The 19,900-nt window shown below is 60.5% G+C and carries 20 protein-coding genes; 16 read left to right on the plus strand and 4 right to left on the minus strand.

Going from position 1 to position 19,900, the window contains the following annotated elements; genetic code table 11:
• Nucleotides 1-68 precede the first annotated feature (68 nt).
• On the minus strand, nt 69-563 hold the full coding sequence (locus tag G5168_RS04185; protein ID WP_005335155.1) for a zinc ribbon-containing protein: 495 nt from the start codon (nt 561-563) through the stop codon (nt 69-71).
• 145 nt (nt 564-708) lie between these two features.
• On the opposite strand from G5168_RS04185, the gene leuS reads away from it, so the two are divergent.
• The 14 genes from leuS to lipA all read left to right on the plus strand — a co-directional run bounded on the left by leuS (nt 709) and on the right by lipA (nt 15,123).
• Nucleotides 709-3,285, plus strand: a complete 2,577-nt coding sequence (leuS, locus tag G5168_RS04190) for a leucine--tRNA ligase (protein WP_216953020.1) — start codon at nt 709-711, stop codon at nt 3,283-3,285.
• A gap of 98 nt (nt 3,286-3,383) precedes the next feature.
• Complete coding sequence (lptE, locus tag G5168_RS04195) at nt 3,384-3,866, plus strand: LPS assembly lipoprotein LptE (RefSeq protein WP_227342068.1); 483 nt, start codon at nt 3,384-3,386, stop codon at nt 3,864-3,866.
• A gap of 13 nt (nt 3,867-3,879) precedes the next feature.
• Nucleotides 3,880-4,917 carry a DNA polymerase III subunit delta gene (gene holA / locus G5168_RS04200; RefSeq protein WP_227342067.1) on the plus strand — a complete coding sequence of 346 codons (1,038 nt, stop codon included), beginning with the start codon at nt 3,880-3,882 and terminating at the stop codon, nt 4,915-4,917.
• Nucleotides 4,911-5,561: a nicotinate-nucleotide adenylyltransferase gene (gene nadD, locus G5168_RS04205; RefSeq protein ID WP_421172119.1), complete on the plus strand. Its 651-nt coding sequence runs from the start codon at nt 4,911-4,913 to the stop codon at nt 5,559-5,561. The genes holA and nadD overlap by 7 nt, the downstream gene beginning before the upstream one ends.
• Nucleotides 5,562-5,664: 103 nt before the next feature.
• A complete protein-coding gene (rsfS, locus tag G5168_RS04210; protein WP_005335165.1) occupies nt 5,665-6,006 on the plus strand; it encodes a ribosome silencing factor in 342 nt (113 codons plus the stop codon).
• A 19-nt stretch (nt 6,007-6,025) separates the two neighbouring features.
• A complete protein-coding gene (rlmH, locus tag G5168_RS04215; protein ID WP_005335166.1) occupies nt 6,026-6,493 on the plus strand; it encodes a 23S rRNA (pseudouridine(1915)-N(3))-methyltransferase RlmH in 468 nt (155 codons plus the stop codon).
• A gap of 49 nt (nt 6,494-6,542) precedes the next feature.
• Nucleotides 6,543-8,465, plus strand: a complete 1,923-nt coding sequence (gene mrdA / locus G5168_RS04220) for a penicillin-binding protein 2 (RefSeq protein WP_421172120.1) — start codon at nt 6,543-6,545, stop codon at nt 8,463-8,465.
• Nucleotides 8,458-9,561, plus strand: a complete 1,104-nt coding sequence (gene rodA, locus G5168_RS04225) for a rod shape-determining protein RodA (RefSeq protein ID WP_005335170.1) — start codon at nt 8,458-8,460, stop codon at nt 9,559-9,561. Before mrdA ends, rodA begins: the two co-directional genes overlap by 8 nt.
• Nucleotides 9,561-10,559: a lytic murein transglycosylase B gene (mltB, locus tag G5168_RS04230; RefSeq protein WP_421172121.1), complete on the plus strand. Its 999-nt coding sequence runs from the start codon at nt 9,561-9,563 to the stop codon at nt 10,557-10,559. Before rodA ends, mltB begins: the two co-directional genes overlap by 1 nt.
• A complete protein-coding gene (locus tag G5168_RS04235) occupies nt 10,501-11,484 on the plus strand; it encodes a septal ring lytic transglycosylase RlpA family protein (RefSeq protein ID WP_421230633.1) in 984 nt (327 codons plus the stop codon). Before mltB ends, G5168_RS04235 begins: the two co-directional genes overlap by 59 nt.
• 184 nt (nt 11,485-11,668) lie before the next feature.
• Nucleotides 11,669-12,865 carry a D-alanyl-D-alanine carboxypeptidase family protein gene (locus G5168_RS04240; protein ID WP_216953014.1) on the plus strand — a complete coding sequence of 399 codons (1,197 nt, stop codon included), beginning with the start codon at nt 11,669-11,671 and terminating at the stop codon, nt 12,863-12,865.
• A 292-nt stretch (nt 12,866-13,157) separates the two neighbouring features.
• Complete coding sequence (gene ybeD, locus G5168_RS04245) at nt 13,158-13,421, plus strand: DUF493 family protein YbeD (RefSeq protein ID WP_005348100.1); 264 nt, start codon at nt 13,158-13,160, stop codon at nt 13,419-13,421.
• A 62-nt stretch (nt 13,422-13,483) separates the two neighbouring features.
• Entirely contained in the window at nt 13,484-14,161 is a 678-nt protein-coding gene (lipB, locus tag G5168_RS04250) for a lipoyl(octanoyl) transferase LipB (RefSeq protein ID WP_216953013.1), read from the plus strand.
• Complete coding sequence (lipA, locus tag G5168_RS04255; RefSeq protein ID WP_139740976.1) at nt 14,158-15,123, plus strand: lipoyl synthase; 966 nt, start codon at nt 14,158-14,160, stop codon at nt 15,121-15,123. The genes lipB and lipA overlap by 4 nt, the downstream gene beginning before the upstream one ends.
• 106 nt (nt 15,124-15,229) lie before the next feature.
• On the opposite strand, the gene G5168_RS04260 is transcribed toward lipA, so the two are convergent.
• Nucleotides 15,230-15,790: an NUDIX domain-containing protein gene (locus G5168_RS04260; protein WP_227342061.1), complete on the minus strand. Its 561-nt coding sequence runs from the start codon at nt 15,788-15,790 to the stop codon at nt 15,230-15,232.
• Between the two features lie 7 nt (nt 15,791-15,797).
• Nucleotides 15,798-16,598, minus strand: a complete 801-nt coding sequence (locus G5168_RS04265; RefSeq protein WP_421251878.1) for a DUF2989 domain-containing protein — start codon at nt 16,596-16,598, stop codon at nt 15,798-15,800.
• A 211-nt stretch (nt 16,599-16,809) separates the two neighbouring features.
• Between G5168_RS04265 and G5168_RS04270 the strand changes: the two genes are divergently transcribed.
• A complete protein-coding gene (locus G5168_RS04270; RefSeq protein WP_042054745.1) occupies nt 16,810-18,243 on the plus strand; it encodes a glyceraldehyde-3-phosphate dehydrogenase in 1,434 nt (477 codons plus the stop codon).
• Nucleotides 18,244-18,315: 72 nt separating this feature from the next.
• On the plus strand, nt 18,316-18,609 hold the full coding sequence (locus G5168_RS04275) for a YeaC family protein (RefSeq protein WP_151286082.1): 294 nt from the start codon (nt 18,316-18,318) through the stop codon (nt 18,607-18,609).
• A gap of 235 nt (nt 18,610-18,844) precedes the next feature.
• Here the strand turns inward: G5168_RS04275 and ansA are convergent, their stop codons facing one another.
• Nucleotides 18,845-19,852 carry an asparaginase gene (gene ansA, locus G5168_RS04280; RefSeq protein ID WP_421251879.1) on the minus strand — a complete coding sequence of 336 codons (1,008 nt, stop codon included), beginning with the start codon at nt 19,850-19,852 and terminating at the stop codon, nt 18,845-18,847.
• Nucleotides 19,853-19,900 lie beyond the last annotated feature (48 nt).

The following is a 19,900-nucleotide window of genomic DNA, read 5'->3' on the forward strand; positions in this document are numbered from 1 at the left end:
TGCAAGCAAGAAAAAGGCGCCTGATGGCGCCTTTTTACTCGTTATCTCGTCCGCCTTGATGGCATGACTCAGGGCGAGAGCGGCTCGCGATGATACTCGGCGCAGCCGCATTCGGGGCAGGTATCGAGCTGCTGGGGATGCAGCACGGTATGGCGCCAGCCGCACTGGTCGCACACCATGACCCCGAGCCCCACCCAGTCGCCCGCCTCATAGACCCCCTTGTGCTCCAGCTCGTCGGCCAGCTCCCGCCACTCCACCTGGGCGCGGTCGGTCACATCCGCCAGCCAGGACCAGGCGGTGTCTTTCAAGGCCAACATAAAGGCAGACTCTTCCACCTGCGCACTATCGTCATGGCGCCCCTCGTCATAGTTGCCCAGATCCCGCTTCACGTACTCGGCGATGAGCGCCAGTTCGTCCTGAGTGAGGTCACTTGCTGCCTCCAGATAGGCCTGCACCTTGGCAATCATCCGGTTGAGGCGCTCCCCCTGGAACTCTTCAGTCTCTTGCCACTGTTTTTGCAGCTCGGCAATGAAGGCTTCGTACCCTTTTTGACGTTTGTCCATGGCTCTAACTCCTCTACTAAACCCTGATCTGGCCCGGCTTAAGGCCCAAGGGACGCTGGCGGTTGTTGCCGCCGCAGGATATGGGTATTCTATTGCGATTTCCCAGCTGATTTATCTATTCATTTCACAGATCCGGATGTCACCAATGCAAGAGCAATACGTTCCCCAATCAATCGAACCAGCAGTGCAAAAGCACTGGGATGCCAAGAAAACCTTCAAGGCCGTGGAGAAGGTAGACAAGGAGAAGTTCTACTGCCTGTCCATGTTCCCCTATCCGTCTGGTCGACTACACATGGGGCACGTTCGTAACTACACCATAGGTGATGTGATCTCCCGTTATCAACGCCTCAATGGCAAGAACGTGCTGCAACCCATAGGTTGGGATGCATTCGGTCTGCCGGCCGAGAACGCCGCGATCAAAAACAATACCGCGCCGGCGCCCTGGACCTACGAAAACATCGAATACATGAAGAACCAGCTGAAGATGCTGGGTCTGGGTTATGACTGGGATCGTGAAATCGCCACCTGCAAACCGGATTACTACCGCTGGGAGCAGTGGTTCTTCACCAAGCTCTACGAGAAGGGTCTGGTCTACAAGAAGACCTCCTCCGTCAACTGGTGCCCGAACGACATGACAGTGCTGGCCAACGAGCAGGTGGTCGACAACTGCTGCTGGCGCTGTGACACCCCGGTGGAACAGAAAGAGATCCCCCAGTGGTTCATCAAGATCACCGACTACGCCGAAGAGCTGCTCAACGACATCGACAATCTGGAAGGCTGGCCGGAAATGGTCAAGACCATGCAGCGCAACTGGATTGGCCGCTCCGAAGGGGTCAACATCAGCTTTGCCATCGAGGGTCAGGCTGATCAGCTGGAGGTCTACACCACCCGTCCGGACACCTTCATGGGCGTCACCTATGTCGGTATCGCTGCCGGTCACCCGCTGGCGCTGCAAGCAGCCCAGAACAATCCGGAGCTGGCCGCCTTTATCGAAGAGTGCAAGAACACCAAGGTAGCCGAAGCAGAACTGGCCACCATGGAGAAGAAGGGCATGGCCACCGGCCTCTATGCCATTCACCCGCTGGATGGCCGCAAGGTACCGGTCTGGGTCGCCAACTTCGTGCTGATGAACTACGGCACCGGCGCCGTAATGGCGGTTCCGGCCCACGATCAGCGTGACTTCGAATTCGCCACCAAATATGGACTCGACATCAAGGCGGTGATCAAGCCGGTTGATGGCGACGTCGACGTGAGCGAAGCGGCTTACACCGAGAAGGGCGTGCTGTTCAACTCCGGCGAGTTTGACGGTCTCGACTTCCAGGGTGCCTTCGATGCCATCGCCAGCAAGCTGGAAGGGCTCGGCAAGGGCAAGCGCACCGTCAACTACCGTCTGCGTGACTGGGGTGTCTCCCGTCAGCGTTACTGGGGTGCCCCCATCCCGATGCTGACCCTGGCTGACGGCTCCGTGGTGCCGACGCCGGAAGACCAGCTGCCGGTACTGCTGCCGGAAGACGTGGTGATGGACGGTATCCAGAGCCCGATCAAGGCTGACGCCGAGTGGGCCAAGACCACTTACAACGGTCAGGAAGCGTTCCGCGAGACCGATACCTTCGACACCTTTATGGAGTCCTCCTGGTACTACGCGCGCTACTGCTCCCCGGACTACGACAAGGGCATGCTGGATCCGGCTGCTGCCAACCACTGGCTGCCGGTGGATCAGTACATCGGCGGTATCGAGCACGCCTGTATGCACCTGCTCTACGCCCGCTTCTTCCACAAGCTGCTGCGTGACGCGGGTCTGGTCAACAGCGACGAGCCGTTCAAGCGCCTGCTCTGCCAGGGCATGGTGCTGGCCGATGCTTTCTACTACAAAGACGAGAAGGGCGGCAACGTCTGGGTCAGCCCGACCGACGTCAAGGTAGAGCGTGACGAGAAGGGTCGCATCACCAAGGCCATCGACAACGAAGGCCGTGAGGTAATGCACTCCGGCATGACCAAGATGTCCAAGTCCAAGAACAACGGCATCGACCCGCAGCTGATGGTCGAGCGTTACGGCGCCGATACCGTCCGTCTGTTCATGATGTTCGCCTCTCCGGCAGAAATGACGCTGGAGTGGTCCGACTCCGGCGTAGAGGGTGCCCAGCGCTTCCTGCGTCGCCTGTGGCGCGTCACCTTCGAACACGTTTCCGGTGGCGCCGTTGCCGCACTGGATGTAGCGGCTCTCACCAACGAGCAGAAAGCGGTACGCCGTGAACTGCACAAGACCATCGCCAAGGTGAGTGATGACGTGGGTCGCCGTCAGACCTTCAACACCGCCATCGCAGCCATCATGGAGCTGATGAACAATCTGGCCAAGCTGGGCAACGACGAGCAGGACCGCGCCCTGATGCAGGAAGCGCTGGAAGCTGTGGTAGTCATGCTCTACCCCATCACTCCGCACATCGGCTTCGAGCTGTGGAAGATGCTGGGCAAGGGCGACGACATCGATCACGCAGCCTGGCCGGTGGCCGATGAAGCGGCCATGGTCGAGACCGAGAAGCTGGTGGTGGTACAGATCAACGGCAAGATGCGCGGCAAGCTGACCGTGCCGGCCGAGATCAGCCAGGCCGACGTCGAGAAGCTGGCGATGGCTGATGCCTCGGTACAGAAGTTCACCGACGGTCTGACCGTGCGCAAGGTGATCTATGTACCTGGCAAGCTGCTCAATATTGTCGCTAACTGATCGGCTGCCAACTGATCATTGCCAATCTGTGACAGCAAACGGATGATAACGGCGGGCCCTGCGCCCGCCGCTTTCCCTTAATGCAAAGAGGATTTTCTATGGGCACCATCTTCACCCGCTGGATGGCCATCGTGCTGGCTGGTCTGCTGCTGCAAGGCTGCGGTTTTCACATGCGCGGCACCGGCATTCCGGCCGAGCTGATGACCATGAAGGTCGTGGGCGACAACAAGAGCGACTTCTACCGGATGGTCACCACCCGCCTGAAGGCCTCTGGCGTAACTCTGGCCGACAAGGAGGGTATTCCGGTGCTCACTCTGGGCGGCATAGGCAGCACCAGTCAGGTCGCCTCGGTCAACGCGCTGGGGACGGACACCGAATATGTGCTGGGCTTCACTACCCAGTTCACCATCTCGGCCCCCGGCAAGCCGACCCAAGTCTTCCCCATCAACTTCAACCGCAGCTTCCTCAACAAGCCGGATGCCGCGCTCGCCTCCTCCCGTGAGCAGGAGCAGCTCAACCGCGAGATGCAGGAGCAGGCGGCCAATCAGGTGATCCGGCAGTTGAGCCAGGTCAGCTTCTGATGCGAGTATTTTGATGAGAGTCTACCCGGAACAATTTGGTGACCACCTCAAAGCAGGGCTTCGGCCCTGCTATCTCGTTTTTGGCGACGAGCCCCTGCTGCGACTGGAGGCCATCGATGCCATCCGTCAGGTCGCCCGCAAGCAGGGTTTCGATGAGCGCCACACCTTCGTGGTGGAACAGGGGCTGGACTGGAATCAGGTCTACGATGCCTGTCAGGCCATGAGCCTCTTCTCCGCCCGCCAGATCATCGAGCTGGAGCTGCCCGCCAAGGTGGACAAGGATCTGGCCGCCCGCATCAGCGAAATTGGCAAGCAGCTTCATCCCGACCTGCTGCTGGTGCTGAGCGGCGGTCGCCTCAACCAGACCCAGATGAAAGCAGCCTGGTTCGACAAGCTCTACCAGATTGGCACCTATGTGCCGGTCAACCATCCGGAACCCAAGTTCTTTCCGCGCTGGATGAGTGCCCGTTTTGCGCGTTTCGGCCTCAAGGCGCTGCCGGATGCCATCAACTTCATGTGCCACTCCTACGAGGGCAACCTGCTGGCCGCCAGTCAGGAGATCGAGAAGCTGACCCTGCTCTCGCCGCCCCAGCCCATCAGCGTCACCTATCTGCAAGAGACCATTATCCGCCACGCCCACTTCACCCCGTTCCAGCTGGTCGATACCCTGCTGGAGGGGAAGGTGAACCGGGCCCAGCGCATTCTGGCAGCTCTGCGGGCCGAAGGCACCGAGCCGGGGATGCTGGCCTGGACCCTCTGCCGCGAGCTGGAGCAGCTGACCGAACTGTCGCTGGCGATGCGCAACGGCCAGCCGCTGGGGGAGCACTTCAGCCGCCTGCGCATCTGGCAGAGCCGCCAGCAGCTCATTCAACAGGCGCTGACTCGTCTCCCCTTCGCCAAGTTGCAACAACTATGGCAGCTGATGGCGCAACTGGATGGCGCCCAGCGCCGCTTTGATACCGAACAGGCGTGGCTGATGCTGCAGACCATTGCCCTCGGCTTTCGTGATGGCACCCCGCTGCCGCTGGTGATGGAGAGCAGCCCGTGCTGAAGGCGCCTGTCGGTTTGCTTGGCGGCACCTTCGACCCCATCCATATCGGTCATCTTCGCCCGGCGATCGAGGCGCGCGATGCTCTCGGGCTGGCCGAAATGCGGCTGATCCCGAACCATATCCCGCCCCACCGCGCCAATCCGTTCTGCTCCAGCGAACAGCGTCTCGCCATGGTCAAACTGGCGGCGGCAGAGAACCACCACTTTGTGGTGGATGAGCGGGAGCTGAGACGGGACAAGCCCTCTTACACCATAGATACCCTCATCGAGCTGCGTCATGAACTGCCCGATACGCCGCTCTGTTTTCTGATGGGGATGGATTCCCTGCTGAGCCTGCCAAGCTGGCACCGCTGGCAGGAGCTGCTCGACCATGCCCATCTGGTGGTGAGCGTACGGCCGGGCTGGCAACCGGAGTATCCGGCCGAAGTAGCGCAGCTGCTGGCGCGCCATCACACCACGGATGCCAACGCGCTGCATCAGCGTCTGGCCGGTCATATCTGGCTGGCGGACAACCAGCCCATCGAACTGTCAGCCACCCGACTGCGGGCCTTGCTGGATGCGGGGAAAGACACCCGCTACCTCTTGCCCGAGTCGGTTGCGCACTATATTGATCAACAGGGGCTCTACCGCGCCAACCGCCGCTAGCCCCTGTCGTAATCCCGCCCCGCCCGATGGGAAACGGGAGTGACCATGATATAATCCGCCGCCCTGACGCAAACGCTGCGCGCCGGAATACAGGAGAGACTCATTGCAAGGCCAAGAATTGCATGCCTTTATCATCGACAAGATCGATGACATGAAAGGCCGCGACATCATCACCCTCGATGTACGCGGCAAATCCAGCATTACTGACACCATGATCATCTGTTCCGGCAACTCCAGTCGTCACGTCAGCGCCATTGCCCACCATCTGGCCAGCGAGGCCCGCCACGCGGGTCTGGATCTACTGAGCGTGGAAGGGCAACTGAGCGGTGAATGGGTGCTGGTAGATATGGGCTCGGTGATCGTGCATGTGATGCAGGATGAACACCGTGACTTCTACCAACTGGAAAAGCTGTGGAGCGGTGCCGCTCAAATGAATACGCAATAAGAGCACAAGTGTAACGACCATGAAGATCCAGTTGATTGCGGTGGGCACCAAGATGCCCGCCTGGGTAGAGCATGGCTTCGAAGAGTATCGTCGCCGCTTCCCCAAAGACATGCCATTTGAACTCGTCGAGATTGGCGCAGGCAAACGGGGCAAAAATGCCGACATTCCGCGCATCCTGCAGAAGGAAGGGGAAGCCATGCTGGCGGCTGCGGGGCGCTCGCGCATCGTCACCCTCGACATTCCGGGCAAGCCCTGGACCACGGAGCAGTTGGCTACCCAGCTGGAGGCGTGGAAACTCGATGGCCGCGATGTCGCGCTGCTGGTAGGCGGGCCGGAAGGCTTGTCCCCCGAGTGCAAGGCTGCAGCCGAACAGAGCTGGTCACTGTCACCGCTCACCCTGCCCCATCCGCTGGTGCGGGTGCTGGTGGCAGAGAGCCTCTACCGTGCCTGGAGCATAACGACCAATCACCCTTATCACAGAGAGTGAACCATGCCGCTCCTGCTGTTATTGCCCCCCACAAACCCGAGGTAAAGGCATGCTGAAACAACGCATCGAAATGCGCGATCACAGTGCCGAGGGCAATCTGTTCTTCCGGCGCACCCTGGTAGCCTACATCGGCATCGTCGTGCTGATGCTGGTGCTGCTGGGCAATCTCTATTATCTGCAGGTCGAGTCCTACGACACCTACCAGACGCGTTCCAACTCCAACCGCATCCGTGTAGTGCCGGTGGCGCCACCCCGGGGTCTCATCTACGACACCAACGGCGTGCTGCTGGCGGAGAACCGCCCTGTCTACAGTCTGGAAATCGTCCCGGAAGAGACTAGGGATCTTGAAAAAACCGCTGATCAGCTGATCACCCTGCTGGGTCTGCCGGAAGGCACCAAAGAGAAGTTTCTGACCGAGGTGAAACGCCAACGTCGCTTCAAGCCGGTCCCTCTCTACGAAAAGCTGACCGAATATCAGGTGGCACTCTTCTCGGTCAACCAGCACAACTATCCGGGAGCCAGTATCGAGGCTTACCTCAAGCGCTACTACCCGTTTGGCGACACCCTGACCCATGCGCTGGGTTATGTGGCCAAGATCAACACCCGCGACGTGGAGCGTCTCGAAAAAGAGGACAAACTCGCCAACTATGCCGCCACCAAGGATATCGGCAAGCAGGGGGTGGAGAAGTATTACGAGGATGAGCTGCACGGGGTGGCGGGTTATCAGGAGGTCGAGGTCAACAACCGCGGCCGGATTGTCCGCACCCTCAAGTTCCAGCCTCCGGTTCCGGGCAAGGATATCTACCTCAATATCGACGTCCGGATGCAGCTCAAGGCCCAGCAACTGCTGGCCGGCCAGCGTGGTGCCATCGTGATGATGAACCCGAAAACCGGTGCCATCCTGGCGCTGGAGTCGAGCCCGAGTTATGACCCCAACCTGTTCGTGACAGGCATATCCAGCGCCAACTACTCGGCACTGCTCAACGATCCGGCACGGCCGCTGGTGAACCGCACCACTCAGGGCATTTATGCCCCTGCCTCCACCGTCAAGCCCATGATGTCCATCATGGGTCTCAACGAGGGGGCCATCACCCCGGGCTACCGCTATTTCGGCGGCCCGAGCTTCTCCATTCCCGGTACCACCAAGAAGTTTCGCGACTGGCGCCGCTGGGGTCATGGCTGGCTCGACGTCTATCGCGCCATCGAGGTCTCGGCAGATACCTACTTCTACGATCTCGCCTATCGGGTCGGCATCGACAAGATCCACAGCTATATGACCAAGTTCGGCTTCGGTCAGTACACCGGGGTCGATCTCTATGAAGAGACCAAGGGTGTCATGCCGTCCCGTGACTGGAAAATGGCCCGTTGGCGCCAGCCCTGGTATCAGGGTGACACCATCTCGGTCGGTATCGGTCAGGGCTACTGGAGCGCCACCCCGCTCCAACTGGCCAAGGCGATCAGCATCCTGACCCAGAATGGTCACGACGTCACCCCGCACCTGCTCAAGAGCACCGCCTCGCAGGCGGGGGTAGTCGATGCCCCCATCAACCCCAATATCGCCCTCAAGCTCAAGAACGACAGCTTCTGGAAAGTGGCGCAGGATGGGATGTGGCGAGTCAACCATGGCAGTGAAGGCAGTGGCCGTCACTCGTTTGCCAAGGCGCCTTACTCCTCAGGCGGCAAATCGGGCACAGCCCAGGTAGTCGGTTTGAAGGAAAATCAGGTTTACAACATCAAGACGGTCAAGGCAGAGCATCGCGATAACGCTTTGTTCGTTGCTTATGCCCCCTTCGAGGCACCCAAAGCGGTGGTAGCTCTGGTACTGGAAAACTCCATCGGAGGTGGTGGTGGTCGAGCTGCATCGCCCATTGCACGCCAGATGCTGGATGCCTATCTGCTGCCCCCTGATCCGCAACTGCCACCGGCACCGGAAAAGCCGTCCCAACCGAGTGAGGTCGCTCCCAATGAGTAATTCTGCCCGCCAGCAGAGCATCTGGTACAAGCTGCATATCGACTTGCCCCTGCTGCTCGGTCTGCTGGCCGTGATGACCCTCTCCATGGTGGTGCTCTACTCCGCCTCCGGTCAGGATATGGACTCCATCGTGCGCCAGCTGGTGCGCGGCGGTCTCGCCTTTGCCCTAATGATCGGCCTGGCCCAGCTGCCCCCCTCCCTCTACGCCCGCTGGTCGGTGCCGCTGTTCGCCGTGGTGGTGCTGATGCTGATTGCGGTGGACGTGTTTGGCCACATCGGCAAGGGGGCCCAGCGCTGGCTCGATCTGGGCTTTATGAAGTTCCAGCCCTCCGAGGTGATGAAGCTTTCCATGCCGATCATGGTGGCGGCCTGGCTCAGTCGCCACTCGCTGCCACCCAAGTTCAGCCATGTGGTGATCGCCCTCATCATGGTGCTGCTGCCCACCCTGCTGATCGCCGCCCAGCCGGACCTTGGCACCTCCATTCTGGTGGCCGCCTCCGGCTTCTTCGTGATCTTTCTGGCGGGGCTCAGCTGGTGGCTGATCGGCTTGGCGGTTCTACTGATGCTGGCCTTTATGCCGGTGCTCTGGTTCTTCCTGATGCACGACTACCAGCGCCAGCGGGTGCTGATGCTGCTCGACCCGGAGAAAGACCCGCTCGGCCGCGGCTACCACATCATCCAGTCCAAGATTGCCATCGGCTCCGGTGGCGTCTTCGGCAAGGGGTGGCTGCAAGGGACCCAGTCCCAGCTGGAGTTCTTGCCAGAGCGCCACACCGACTTCATCTTCGCGGTATTTAGCGAGGAGTTTGGTCTGGTGGGGGTTGCCCTGCTGCTGGTGCTCTACCTCTACGTCATCAGCCGCTGTCTGTTTATCTCGATGCAGGCCCAGAACAGCTTCGAGCGACTGCTGGGCGGCGCCATCACTCTCACCTTCTTCGTCTATGTGTTCGTCAACATGGGCATGGTGAGCGGCATCCTGCCGGTGGTGGGGGTTCCCCTGCCGCTGGTGAGCTATGGCGGCACCTCCATGGTGACCCTGATGGCCGGCTTTGGCATACTGATGTCCATCCAGACTCATAGAAGACTGCTCGCCTGATGAGACGGGTTGGATTGCTGCTCTCGCTCGCCACCACGATGGCGACCGCCGCCGTGGCGCCGGATCGGTTGGCCCTGCTCGCCGACCAGCAGCAGGTGCCGCTGGCGGAGCTGCAAGCGGCCGTCGCCCGAGCCCAATTACGGCAGGAGGTGCTCGACACCATCAGCAAGCCGTGGGAGGCCAAGCCCTGGCATCGCTACCGGCCGCTGTTTGTTACCCCGGATCGGATCCGTGATGGCCAGCAGTTCTGGCAACAACATGCCGAGACGCTGGCCCGCGCGGAGCTGACCTATCGGGTGCCCGCCTCGCTCATCGTGGCCATCATAGGGGTCGAGACCTTCTACGGTCGCCAGATGGGCCGCCATCCGGTGCTCGATAGCCTCTACACCCTTGGATTTCACTACCCGGAGCGGGCGGACTTCTTTGCCAAGGAGTTTGCCCAGCTGGTGGTGCTGGCCAAAGAGGAAGGGTGGCAACTCGATGCCCTCAAGGGCTCCTATGCCGGCGCCATGGGGATGGGGCAGTTCATGCCCTCCAGCTACCGCCACTACGCCGTCGACTTTGACGGGGATGGCAAGCGGGATCTGTTTGCCAACCCGGTCGATGCCATCGGCAGCGTGGCCAACTATTTTGCCAGCCACCAGTGGCGCTGGGGCGAATCCGTGGTGGAACCGGCCCAGATCGGGTTGATGGCAGTCGAACCTCTACTCAGGCCTGAGCCCGAGTTAACACAACAGTGGTCAGAACTGGCGGCGGCAGGGATTGAGCTCGCCACGCCGCTGGCCCCACAGACGCCGGTCAAGTTGCTGGCGTTTGCCCAAGCCGATGGACCGGAATACTGGGTCGCACGGCATAACTTTTATGTGATCACCCGTTACAATCGCAGCCCACTCTATGCGATGGCGGTGTATCAACTTAGCCAAGCCATTCAGGAAGCGTATGCATCTTCGTCACAAACTCCTCCCGCTCAGCCTGAGCTTGTTGCTGGCCGCCTGTAGCAGCCAGCCGGAACAGAGCGCCCCCGTAAAGCCGCAAGCACCGGTCAACAAGCCACCCGTTATCGAGATCCCGCAAGCCACCGGCGCCATTCCGCGCCCCGAGCCCCTGAGTGCCAGCGGCAACCGGGACTACTGGATCGGCAAGCAGAAGCACGAGGTGTGGCGCGACATCAAACACTACAGCGAAGAGGGCACCGCCAGCTGGCTGTCGCCGGATCTGGACGGCCAGAAGACCGCCAACGGCGATGTGCTGGACAGCAAGCTGTTCAGCGCCGCCCACCGCAACCTGCCCATCCCGAGCTATGTGAGGGTCACCAATCTGGACAACGGGCTGGAGACCATAGTGCGGGTCAACGATCGCGGTCCATTCAACAGCCCGCGCCTGATCGACCTCTCCTACGCAGCGGCCAAGCAGCTGGAGATGGTCGATAGCGGCACAGCTCGCGTTCGACTGGAGCTGATCAACGACACCCCGGACCAGATGGTGATCATGGAACCGATGAAGCCCATCGAGATGACCCCGACCACCCCGCCAGCAACGGCATCCAACACAGTGGCGCAAGATGGCTTCCTGGGTGAACCGACCGCCCTGGCGATGGCGACCCCCGCCGCCGAACCCGCTCCCGTCAAGGCGCCCGCGACCACGCCCGCCAAAGCGGCACCTGTCAAGCCAGCTCCCGCCAAGACCGCAGCTCCTGCCAGCAGCGGTGATGGCAAGATGATCCAGGTACTGGCCAGCGGCTCCCGGGATCGGGCCGAGGCGATGGGCAAGGTGATGACCCAGCGCCATGGTGTGCCCTACCGGATTGAAGCCCATGGCGCCATCTTCCGGGTCTTGATCGGCCCGGTGGAGGCGGATAAACAAGCCGCACTGCTGGAAAAAGTACGGCAAGGGGGACTGGAACAGGCCTTTATCGTGCCCTGATCCCTCCTCTGACAGCGGCGGTGACCAATCTCCCGGCCCCGCCATCACGTCGCTTTATGGCGTGATGGCAGGGATTGATGGATAAAAAACCAGTCATGATCGCCATGTCGGACTATAACCTGCGGGCGCATCTGGTATAGTTAGGCCCGCATTTTATCCCCATCTGGCTCGCAGGAATTTCAAGATGTCCAAATTTGCCCGTTCAGTTCTTCTGGCCTCACTGATCAGCGTAACCGCTCAGGCCAATACGCCGGTGCCGACACCCACGCCGAACGCCAACCCAGTGGTGGTTCCCGCCGCGCCGGAGATCTCCGCCAAGGCCCATATCCTGATCGACTACTACTCCGGTCAGGTGCTGGCCGAGCAGAACGCCGACGAGCGTCTGCCCCCTGCCAGCCTGACCAAGATGATGACCTCCTACATCGTTGGCGACGAGCTGCACAAGGGGAACATCAAGGGCACCGACATGGTGACCATCAGCCAGAACGCCTGGTCCAAGAACTACTCAGACTCCTCCAAGATGTTTATCGAGGTGGGCAAGCAGGTCTCTGTCGATGACCTGAACAAGGGCATCATCATCCAGTCCGGCAACGATGCCTGCGTCGCCATGGCCGAACATCTGGCCGGCAGTACCGACTCCTTCGCCAGCCTGATGAATGCCTGGGCCGCCAAGCTCGGCATGAAGGACACCCAGTTCAAGAACCCCCACGGTCTGGATGAAGAGGGTCACTACAGTACAGCCCGTGATATGGCCCGCCTGGGTCAGGCACTGATCCATGATCAGCCGGAGGAGTACAAGATCTACTCCCAGAAATCCTTCGTCTTCAACGGTATCACCCAGCACAACCGCAACCGCCTGCTGTGGGATCAATCCCTGCAAGTGGATGGCATCAAGACCGGCCACGTCAGCCAGGTCGGCTATAACCTGGTCTCCTCTGCCACCAACAACGAAGGCATGCGCCTGATCGCCGTGGTACTGGGCGCCAGCAGCGAAGCCTCCCGCGCCGCCGAGAGCAAGAAACTGCTCACCTACGGCTTCCGCTTCTTCCAGAGCCTGACTCCGTACAAGGCAGGCACCGAGCTGGTCACCCAGAAGATCTGGATGGGCGACAAATCTGAAGTGAAACTGGGCGTCGACAAGGATGTCTCCGTGCTGGTCACCCGCGGTCAGGGCAACAACCTCAAGGCAGACTTCCAGCTCGACAGCGAGCTGAAAGCCCCGTTGGCCAAGGGTCAACGCGTTGGTACCGTGTTCCTGAAGCAGGGTGACAAAGAGATCAAGCAGGTACCGCTGGTCGCTCTGGAAGAGGTGCAGGAAGGTGGCTTAATGAGCCGTCTGTGGGACTACCTGGTACTGCTGGTCACCAGCTGGTTCAAGTAATCCGACGCACAATCCTCACCAAACAGCGGCGCCAACAGGCGCCGCTGCTGTCTGCGCCGGACAATGGCAGTGAATAACCCTGTAAACTGCAGGTTCCGCCTTACCCTGATTTGTGGTAAAAAGCAGCACTTCCATCCTTGTCTGACCGCTCCCGGCCTTGATCCCGGAGTGTGCGGCGCCCATATAGGGTTTAGCCGCACCCATACAGACTTGAAATGGCGGCCTCCAAGGGCCATCGGCCACTAGCCATCCAAGATGAAGTCATCATGCTGATGACGAAAAAGGTGAGTAAATGAATACCAAGTTTGATGAACTGCTGGAGTTTCCCTGCAAATTCCCGTTCAAGGTACTCGGCATCGCGGATCCTGCGTTGCCGGATATGGTGGTTGAAGTGCTGCAGCAGCATGCTCCGGGCACCTACAGCCCGACCGTCCAGCCCAGCTCCAAGGGCAACTATCACTCAGTTCGCGTGACCGTGACTGCCCAGAGCAAAGAGCACATCGAAGCGATGTACACTGCGCTTGGCAAGATCGAGCTGGTGAAATACGTACTGTAATTTCTCTCTCGCCCCGTTCTGCGGGGCGACTGTTTTTGGCCGCAGCACGCCACGAGGACACCATGTCATCCCAGATCCCCGCTCAGCACAGCCTGATAGTCAGGCAGCTGGGTCGCCGCCCCTACCAGCCGGTATGGGACGCCATGAAAGCCTTCACCGACAACCGCACCAGCGACACCCCGGACGAGTTCTGGGTGGTCGAACATGACCCCGTCTACACCCAGGGCCAGGCCGGCAAGGCCGAACACCTGCTCAATCCGGGCAATATCCCGGTGGTGCAGAGCGATCGCGGCGGTCAGGTGACCTATCACGGCCCGGGCCAGCTGGTGCTCTACGTCCTGGTGGATGTCCGCCGCTGCAAATTCTCGGTGCGCGAGCTGGTGACCGCGCTGGAAACAGCCATCATCAACACCCTGGCCAAAAGCAATATCCAGGCCTATGCCAAGGCAGATGCCCCCGGGGTCTATGTGAAAAATGACCTTGGCATGGAGGCCAAACTTGCCTCGCTGGGACTGCGCATCCGCAAGGGTTGCTCGTTCCACGGGCTGGCCCTCAACATCAACATGGACATGACCCCCTTCCTGCACATCAATCCGTGCGGCTATGCGGGCATGGCCATGACCCAGACCAGCGCCCTGGGCGGCCCGCAGAGCGTGGCCGAGGCGCAATCCATTCTGGTGGCCGAACTGGCCAGCCTGATTGGCTATCAGACAATAACAAACACCGAGAGTGAATCATGAGCAAACCCGTTCGTATGGAGCCGGGCGTCAAGCTGCGCGATGGCGACAAGATGGCCCTGATCCCGGTGAAATTCATGCCGGATCCCAACGAAGAAATCCTTCGCAAGCCGGACTGGATGCGGATCAAACTCCCCCCTTCCAGCCAGAAGATCGAACACATCAAGAGCACCTTGCGCAAGAACAAGCTGCACTCGGTCTGTGAAGAGGCTTCCTGCCCCAACCTGGCGGAGTGTTTCAACCACGGCACGGCCACCTTCATGATCATGGGCGCGATCTGCACCCGTCGCTGCCCCTTCTGCGACGTGGCCCACGGCCGCCCGCTGGCACTCGATCCGGAAGAACCGAAGAAGCTGGCGCTCACCATCAAGGAGATGAACCTCAAGTATGTGGTGATCACCTCGGTGGACCGCGACGATCTGCGCGACGGCGGTGCCCAGCACTTCGCCGACTGCATCCGCGAGATCCGCGAGCACAGCCCGCAGACCCGCATCGAGATCCTGACCCCGGACTTCCGTGGCCGGATGGAGCAGGCCCTTGAGGTGTTCCGCGAAACGCCGCCGGACGTATTCAACCACAACCTGGAAACTGCGCCGCGCATGTATCGCGTCGCTCGCCCGGGTGCCGACTACAAGTGGTCGCTGGAGCTGCTGCGCCGTATCAAGGAGATGCACCCCCATGTACCGACCAAGTCCGGTCTGATGATGGGCCTTGGCGAGACCAACGAAGAGATCGTCGAGGTGCTCAAGGATCTACGCGCTCACGGCGTCAACATGCTGACCCTGGGTCAGTATCTGCAGCCAAGCCGCCACCACCTGCCGGTCAAGCGCTACGTGCCGCCAGCAGAGTTTGACGAGCTGAAAGATGTCGCCATGGAGCTGGGCTTTACCCACGCCGCCTGCGGTCCTTTCGTGCGCTCCTCCTATCACGCGGATCTGCAAGCCAAGGGCGAAGAGGTCAAGTAACCTCGCACGATAGAGCGGCCAGTAACCGCCACCCTCGCAATGAAAAAGAGCGCCTATTGGCGCTCTTTCTGTTGGTGTCACTGACCGTTGCAGCTTGATCTACTCATCAGCCGTGGTCGAAGACCCCCTGCTGATGCCAGCGTTGCAACTGGGCCAACACCCGGGTCTCTCGCGCCGTCCACTGGGGACAGGGCCCCGCCAGCTGGGTCTTGTTGGTCTGCAGCGCTTCGTCGAGGCCAAACCAGCCGGGCACGAAGCCAAGGCGGATCTCGTAGGGCTGTGGCTGTGGCTCCACCAGTTGATCACCAATCCGGCACAAGTAGTAGAGCGAGCGGATGCAGTAGGCATCGAACCCCGGCTCGCGGGCGGCGCGGTATTCCCGGGTCTCGCCAAGCAGGGTCCCTACTTCCAGCAACTCGGCACCACACTCCTCCTTCAGCTCGCGGGCCAGCGCCACATGGTGGTTTTCCCCCGCTTCAACGCCGCCGCCAGGAAACATCAGATCACCGTTGACCCGGGAGTGAACCAGCAGCAACTCGTCGCCACGGAGTACTACGGCACGTACCGTAAGGCGTTCCAGGGTATGGCCATCGGTGATCACCTCGCCATGGACAAACGAGAGGGAAAAAGGTGCGGGCCAGCAGCTGGCCGGGGATAGTGCAATCATCAGAGCCTCAGTGCCGATAGCTGCCATGTTTCAGTTGATCGACTATTTCAGCCGCTCGCACGTCGTAGGCATCCTGATCTGTTTTGCTCAGGGTGTGATAAATACCAAAACGCCTGGCAGAGACCTCTGGCGCATCCTGAAAAGACTCACTCACCTTGCCCCACAGATAGGCCAGCCCGTACTGCTTCTGGCCCATATAGAGGGTGCTGAGGGAGGTGAGCAGGCGGCTGTTTATCTTGTCACCTTCCCGATAGAGGGAGAGGCCGTGATGCATGATGGAAATAGCTTTCTCGGGGTCGCTCTTGGCGTAGGCTCCGCCAAGGGCCAGCTGAAGTTCCGGTTCGTCGAGCACCTTGTTACCTTCCAGCGCCATAAACTGCTGACGAGCCAGCTCGTTGGTGTTGTTGGTCCAGTGCCAGAGCAGCAGGTAGGGATCTTGCGAATTGCGGGTCGCCGCATCGAGCTGAGCCAACTGATCCCCGGCCGCCAGCATGCCCTCGACCCGTGGACTCTTCTGCTCGCGGGCATTCTTGTATTCAATGCTCGTGGAACGCTCGGCACATTTGAGATAGCGCTCAAGGTTACGCATCAGCTCGTACTTGCGCCGATCCGTCCCCTCTTCCTTGAGATAGAAGCGACTGCGGATCACATCGGTACGCTCGTAGCGACACCAGCCATCGTCCACCAGATCCTGGCAGAGCTCGGGATGATTGCCACAGATGTTGTGGATCCGGTCGTCATTGCAGCCAGCCACGGCAAGGCCGACTGAAAGCATGATGAAGGTCTGTCGCAGGGGGAAATTGGCCATGGTTCACATCTTGTTGGTAACGCGGGTTGGTAACAACTGGCGCCTTTACGGGCCACCTCCGGCTAGCAAACCGGTTACATATCCATTACAATGCGCGCGCCATATAAGGCCGCGACTGCAGAATAATATAACGAAATATACACCCCTACACTGATCTGCATTCGACGAATTTTCTATTTACACCAACAACGTGAAATAAAGGATCTGGTCAATGACCCACGAGCACTACTTGCAAGCGTGGCAGGAGAGCCAGGAGCTCGCCGAAGCCATGCAGCCCTTGATTGGTCGCCTCTACCGACAACAAGGGGTCGAGATCACCCTCTACGGCCGCCCGCTGCAAAACGCCTCCACCATCGATATCCTCAAGGCCCACCGGGTCGTCCGCCGCCACCAGGGCGCCCCCCTCCCCATCCAGCAAAGCTTCCCCCTGCTTCAGGCCATCGTTGCCCTCAAACCCACCGCCGCCGAGGTTGACCTTGGCAAGCTGGCAGTCGGCTACTGGCAGGATCATCAGGATGAGGCGGGGATCGAGGACTATCTGCAAGCGCGACTGGCACCGGCCCTTGGCCGCAACCAGATGCCGCAGCCGACCGACGTGGTGCTCTACGGCTTTGGCCGTATCGGCCGCCTGCTGGCCCGCCTGCTGATCGAGCGCACCGGCGCCGCCAATCCGCTGCGCCTGCGCGCCATCGTGGTACGCGGTGGTCGCGACGGAGATCTGGAGAAACGTGCCAGCCTGCTGCGCCGCGACTCGGTGCATGGCCCCTTCAACGGCTCCATCGAGGTGGATGTGGAGCGCAGCGCCATCATCGCTAACGGCACCTTCATTCAGGTGATCTACGCCAATAGCCCGGCCGACATCGACTACACCGCCTACGGCATTCACGATGCGCTGATCGTCGACAACACCGGCGTCTGGCGTGACGAGGCAGGCCTCTCCGAGCACTTGAAGGCGCGCGGTGCCGGCAAGGTGCTGCTGACCGCTCCCGGCAAGGGGGAGATGAAAAACGTGGTGTTCGGGGTCAACCATGAAGTGATAGGCCCGGGTGACAGGATCATCTCCGCCGCCTCCTGTACCACCAACGCCATCACCCCTGTGCTCAAGGTGATGCAGGAGCGTTACGGCATTCGCCACGGCCACGTGGAGACGGTCCACTCCTACACCAACGATCAGAACCTCATCGATAACTATCACAAAGGCGAGCGCCGCGGTCGCAGCGCCGCCCTCAATATGGTGATGACCAGCACCGGCGCCGCCAAGGCGGTGGCCAAAGCGCTGCCGGAACTGAAGGGCAAGCTGACCGGCAACGCCATCCGGGTGCCGACCCCCAATGTGTCGCTGGCAATTATCAACCTGTCGCTGGAGCAGGCCACCGATCGGGAGAGCCTCAACGCCTATCTGCAGCAGATGGCGCTAAGCTCGGCCCTGCACCGCCAGATCGACTTCAGCGCCAGTACCGAGCTGGTCTCCTCCGACATGGTAGGTTCCCGTTATGCGGGCATCGTCGACTCCCAGGCGACCATCGCCGAGGGGGATCACTGCGTGCTCTACGTATGGTATGACAACGAGTTCGGGTACAGTTGTCAGGTAGTGCGGGTGATGGAACAGATGGCTGGCGTAGTCCGCCAGGATCTGCCTGCATAGACCGATAGAGTCTACCTGCATGACCCGTCAGATCCCGCAGTTTATGGCTCAATAGTTCAAGGAGAAGGCCGGATGTCGTTTCAACAGGGTGAGTTTTTACAAGCTATCAGGCAGATGCCACAAGAGGTGTACGAGCGGCTCAAGACCGCAGTCGAGCTGGGCAAGTGGCCCGATGGCAAGCCCCTGACCGACGAGCAGAAGGCCACCTCCCTGCAAGCCGTGATGGCCTGGCAGGCGATGCACATCGACAATCCCGAGCACATGAACATAGGTCGTGACGGCGAGATCGTGATGAAGAGCAAGAGCGAGCTCAAGCGTCAGTATCGCGACGAGGAAGAGATAGTACGGGTCGACCTCAACCACTGAACCTGATCCGGTAGGCCGCTCGCGGCGGCCACAACAGAGAGGGGAGCCATTATGGCTCCCCTCTTTTTCCACTCTCCCCATGGTAGGGAGGTCAGAAGCTGTTCACGACCTGTAGCGAGAAGACGTCAGCAAGGTGAAGAGCAGCGCAGGAACCGGAGTGTATATACATACATGAGGATTCCGCGCAGCACATGAGCCTTGATCACGGCTTCGCAGTAAGGTCGCGGACAGTTTCTCAGGGCGTCAGCTCCCCGCGCAGGGACTGCTGCATCAGCTCGCGAATGCGGTGGGATGGCAAGTCCTGACTCAGCAGGAAGTGCAGCTTGGTGAGTGCTGCCTCGGCGGTCATGTCAAAGCCCGAGATCACCCCGGCCCGCGACAGGGCGTTGCCGGTCGCATAGCCCCCCATATTGACCTTGCCGTGCAGGCACTGGCTCAAGTTGACGATGATGACGCCGCGGGCCGAGGCCTCGGAGAGCAGCGCCAGCATGGCCGGGTTCTGCGGCGCATTGCCGACCCCGAATGACAGCAGGATCAGCGCCTTCACCGGCTGTTGCAGGATATTGGCGATCACCTCACTGGAGATCCCCGGATAGAGGGTCACCACGCCGATGGGCTGGGGGATGATGTCGTGCAGCACCAGCGGCCGCTCGGAGGGCACACCCAACTCGCCCGCTTCCAGCGAGATGGCGATCCCGGCGTTGAGCAGCGGCGGATAGTTGGGGGAGTCGAAGGCGTGGAAGCCGTCGGCGTGCACCTTCTTGCTGCGGTTGCCGCGATAGAGCTGGTTGTTGAAGAACAGCGTCACCTCGTGGATCGGGTAGTTGGCCGCGATATAGAGGGCGTTGAGCAGGTTCTGCTGACCGTCGGAGCGCAGCTCGGCGAGCGGGATCTGGGAGCCGGTGATGATGACCGGCTTGTGCAGGTCTTCCAGCATGAAGGAGAGCGCCGAGGCGGTGAACGACATGGTGTCGGTGCCATGCAGGATCACAAAGCCATCGTATTTCTCGTAGTTGTCGCGAATATCCTCGGCGATGCGCTGCCAATCCGCCGGGGTCATGTCGGAGGAGTCGATGAGGGGCGCATATTCGTGGATATGGTAATCCGGCATCTCGGGGCGGTGGAACTCGGGCATCCGCGCCAGACAGTCTTCCATAAAGCCCGCCATCGGCACGTAGCCGTGATCGGAACGCTGCATCCCAATGGTGCCGCCTGTGTAGGCAATGTAGATAGACTTCTTCACACCCTCTCCTCTTGATGAAGTGAACACCGCCGGAACATGAACCATGTC

The sequence above is a fragment of the Aeromonas sp. 600724 genome, assembly GCF_049175135.1.
Taxonomy (GTDB): domain Bacteria; phylum Pseudomonadota; class Gammaproteobacteria; order Enterobacterales; family Aeromonadaceae; genus Aeromonas; species Aeromonas veronii_A.